This is a genomic window from Pseudoduganella sp. RAF19, from assembly GCF_052114165.1.
In the GTDB taxonomy this organism is placed as follows: Bacteria; Pseudomonadota; Gammaproteobacteria; order Burkholderiales; family Burkholderiaceae_D; genus Rugamonas.
In genome coordinates, this window is record NZ_JBFREF010000024.1 from 1 (window position 1) to 4,475 (window position 4,475).

The 4,475-nt window shown below is 52.0% G+C and carries 2 rRNA genes; both read right to left on the bottom strand.

Annotated features, from left to right (window positions below):
* Positions 1–18: 18 nt before the first annotated feature.
* Positions 19–2,891, bottom strand: a 23S ribosomal RNA gene (locus AB4Z19_RS30380).
* Between the two features lie 44 nt (positions 2,892–2,935).
* Positions 2,936–4,416 (bottom strand): 16S ribosomal RNA (locus AB4Z19_RS30385).
* Together the 16S and 23S rRNA genes form the textbook arrangement of a ribosomal RNA operon.
* Positions 4,417–4,475: the final 59 nt, after the last annotated feature.

Here is a 4,475-nt window from a genome sequence, read left to right on the forward strand (position 1 = left end):
CATAACCGGCAAGGTTATAGGGACAAGCCGTACGGGCAATTAGTATCAGTTAGCTTAATGCATTACTGCACTTCCACACCTGACCTATCAACGTCCTGGTCTCGAACGACCCTTCAARGAGCTCAAGGCTCYGGGAAATCTCATCTTAAGGCAAGTTTCCCGCTTAGATGCTTTCAGCGGTTATCTCTTCCGAACTTAGCTACCCGGCAATGCCACTGGCGTGACAACCGGTACACCAGAGGTTCGTCCACTCCGGTCCTCTCGTACTAGGAGCAGCCCCCTTCAAATTTCCAACGCCCACGGCAGATAGGGACCAAACTGTCTCACGACGTTTTAAACCCAGCTCACGTACCACTTTAAATGGCGAACAGCCATACCCTTGGGACCGGCTACAGCCCCAGGATGTGATGAGCCGACATCGAGGTGCCAAACTCCCCCGTCGATATGAACTCTTGGGAGGAATCAGCCTGTTATCCCCAGAGTACCTTTTATCCGTTGAGCGATGGCCCTTCCATACAGAACCACCGGATCACTATGTCCTACTTTCGTACCTGCTCGACTTGTCGGTCTCGCAGTTAAGCACGCTTATGCCATTGCACTATTAGCACGATGTCCGACCGTACCTAGCGTACCTTCGAACTCCTCCGTTACACTTTAGGAGGAGACCGCCCCAGTCAAACTGCCTACCATGCACTGTCCCCGACCCGGATCACGGGCCAAGGTTAGAACCTCAAACAAACCAGGGTGGTATTTCAAGGTTGGCTCCACGAGAACTGGCGTCCCCGCTTCAAAGCCTCCCACCTATCCTACACAGATTGGTTCAAAGTCCAATGCAAAGCTACAGTAAAGGTTCATGGGGTCTTTCCGTCTAGCCGCGGGTAGATTGCATCATCACAAACACTTCAACTTCGCTGAGTCTCGGGAGGAGACAGTGTGGCCATCGTTACGCCATTCGTGCAGGTCGGAACTTACCCGACAAGGAATTTCGCTACCTTAGGACCGTTATAGTTACGGCCGCCGTTTACTGGGACTTCAATCAAGAGCTTGCACCCCATCATTTAATCTTCCAGCACCGGGCAGGCGTCACACCCTATACGTCCACTTTCGTGTTTGCAGAGTGCTGTGTTTTTATTAAACAGTCGCAGCCACCAGTTTATTGCAACCTTTTCGCCCTTCCACAGTAAAGTGGTCAAGCTACCGAGGCGTACCTTTTCCCGAAGTTACGGTACCAATTTGCCGAGTTCCTTCTCCCGAGTTCTCTCAAGCGCCTTAGAATACTCATCTCGCCCACCTGTGTCGGTTTGCGGTACGGTCTCGTATGACTGAAGCTTAGAGGCTTTTCTTGGAACCACTTCCGATTGCTTCGCGCTACAAGAGCGCTCGTCCCAGTCCCTTGGATTACGTACCCGGATTTGCCTAAGTACCTCCTATGAACCAGAAACTGCCTATTCCAACAGGCAGACAACCTTCCGCGATCCGTCCCCCCATCGCATCATACGACGGTGCAGGAATATTAACCTGCTTCCCATCAGCTACGCATCTCTGCCTCGCCTTAGGGGCCGACTCACCCTGCTCCGATGAACGTTGAACAGGAAACCTTGGGCTTACGGCGTGCGGGCTTTTCACCCGCATTATCGCTACTCATGTCAGCATTCGCACTTCTGATACCTCCAGCAGCCTTTACAAGCCACCTTCGCAGGCTTACAGAACGCTCTCCTACCATATCCTTRCGGATATCCGCAGCTTCGGTGACTGGCTTAGCCCCGTTACATCTTCCGCGCAGGACGACTCGATCAGTGAGCTATTACGCTTTCTTTAAATGATGGCTGCTTCTAAGCCAACATCCTGACTGTTTTAGCCTTCCCACTTCGTTTTCCACTTAGCCAATCTTTGGGACCTTAGCTGGCGGTCTGGGTTGTTTCCCTCTTGACGCCGGACGTTAGCACCCGACGTCTGTCTCCCAAGCTCGCACTCACCGGTATTCGGAGTTTGCAATGGTTTGGTAAGTCGCGATGACCCCCTAGCCATAACAGTGCTCTACCCCCGGTGGTGATACTTGAGGCACTACCTAAATAGTTTTCGGAGAGAACCAGCTATTTCCAAGTTTGTTTAGCCTTTCACCCCTATCCACAGCTCATCCCCTAATTTTTCAACATTAGTGGGTTCGGTCCTCCAGTGCGTGTTACCGCACCTTCAACCTGGCCATGGATAGATCACTTGGTTTCGGGTCTACACCCAGCGACTGGCGCCCTGTTCGGACTCGATTTCTCTACGGCTCCCCTATTCGGTTAACCTCGCCACTGAATGTAAGTCGCTGACCCATTATACAAAAGGTACGCCGTCACCCCTTACGAGGCTCCGACTGTTTGTATGCACACGGTTTCAGGATCTATTTCACTCCCCTCCCGGGGTTCTTTTCGCCTTTCCCTCACGGTACTGGTTCACTATCGGTCGATTACGAGTATTTAGCCTTGGAGGATGGTCCCCCCATCTTCAGACAGGATTTCTCGTGTCCCGCCCTACTTGTCGTACGCTTAGTACCACCGCTTGAATTTCGTGTACGGGGCTATCACCCGCTATGGCGCCTGTTTCCAAAGGCTTCCACTATCCAAACGACTATCACGTACAGGCTCTTCCCATTTCGCTCGCCACTACTTTGGGAATCTCGGTTGATTTCTATTCCTGCAGCTACTTAGATGTTTCAGTTCGCCGCGTTCGCTTTGCATACCTATGTATTCAGTATGCAATGACCTAAAAGGCCGGGTTTCCCCATTCGGAAATCTTCGGATCAAKGCTTGTTTGTCAGCTCCCCGAAGCTTATCGCAGACTTCTACGTCCTTCATCGCCTGTAATCGCCAAGGCATCCGCCATGTGCACTTAGTCACTTGTCCCTATAACCTTGACGGCTATAGTTCTAAGCACTTACTACTGTGTTTGATGAGTTTTTGTATGCGTTCCTTTCGGAACACTACCCTAAGTGTGAAGCTACCTACTTCTGGTAAAACCCGCTCCCATGGTGTGACGGGCGGTGTGTACAAGACCCGGGAACGTATTCACCGCGACATGCTGATCCGCGATTACTAGCGATTCCAACTTCATGTAGTCGAGTTGCAGACTACAATCCGGACTACGATACACTTTCTGGGATTAGCTCCCCCTCGCGGGTTGGCGGCCCTCTGTATGTACCATTGTATGACGTGTGAAGCCCTACCCATAAGGGCCATGAGGACTTGACGTCATCCCCACCTTCCTCCGGTTTGTCACCGGCAGTCTCATTAGAGTGCTCTTGCGTAGCAACTAATGACAAGGGTTGCGCTCGTTGCGGGACTTAACCCAACATCTCACGACACGAGCTGACGACAGCCATGCAGCACCTGTGTGCAGGTTCTCTTTCGAGCACTCCCAAATCTCTYCRGGATTCCTGCCATGTCAAGGGTAGGTAAGGTTTTTCGCGTTGCATCGAATTAATCCACATCATCCACCGCTTGTGCGGGTCCCCGTCAATTCCTTTGAGTTTTAATCTTGCGACCGTACTCCCCAGGCGGTCTACTTCACGCGTTAGCTGCGTTACTAAGTCAATTAAGACCCAACAACTAGTAGACATCGTTTAGGGCGTGGACTACCAGGGTATCTAATCCTGTTTGCTCCCCACGCTTTCGTGCATGAGCGTCAGTTTTGACCCAGGGGGCTGCCTTCGCCATCGGTGTTCCTCCACATCTCTACGCATTTCACTGCTACACGTGGAATTCTACCCCCCTCTGCCAAACTCTAGCCTTGCAGTCTCCATCGCCATTCCCAGGTTAAGCCCGGGGATTTCACGACAGACTTACAAAACCGCCTGCGCACGCTTTACGCCCAGTAATTCCGATTAACGCTTGCACCCTACGTATTACCGCGGCTGCTGGCACGTAGTTAGCCGGTGCTTATTCTTCAGGTACCGTCAGCAGGCCTGGATATTAGCCAGACCCTTTTCTTCCCTGACAAAAGAGCTTTACAACCCGAAGGCCTTCTTCACTCACGCGGCATTGCTGGATCAGGGTTGCCCCCATTGTCCAAAATTCCCCACTGCTGCCTCCCGTAGGAGTCTGGACCGTGTCTCAGTTCCAGTGTGGCTGGTCGTCCTCTCAGACCAGCTACTGATCGTTGCCTTGGTGAGCCTTTACCTCACCAACTAGCTAATCAGATATCGGCCGCTCCAGGAGCACAAGGYCYKRMGRTCCCCTGCTTTCATCCTTAGATCGTATGCGGTATTAGCGTAACTTTCGCTACGTTATCCCCCACTCTTGGGTACGTTCCGATATATTACTCACCCGTTCGCCACTCGCCGCCAGGCCGAAGCCCGCGCTGCCGTTCGACTTGCATGTGTAAAGCATGCCGCCAGCGTTCAATCTGAGCCAGGATCAAACTCTTCAGTTCAATCTCTGTTTTAAGTCATTGCTGACTTGGTCGCTCACTCAAAATACTGACGAAATCTC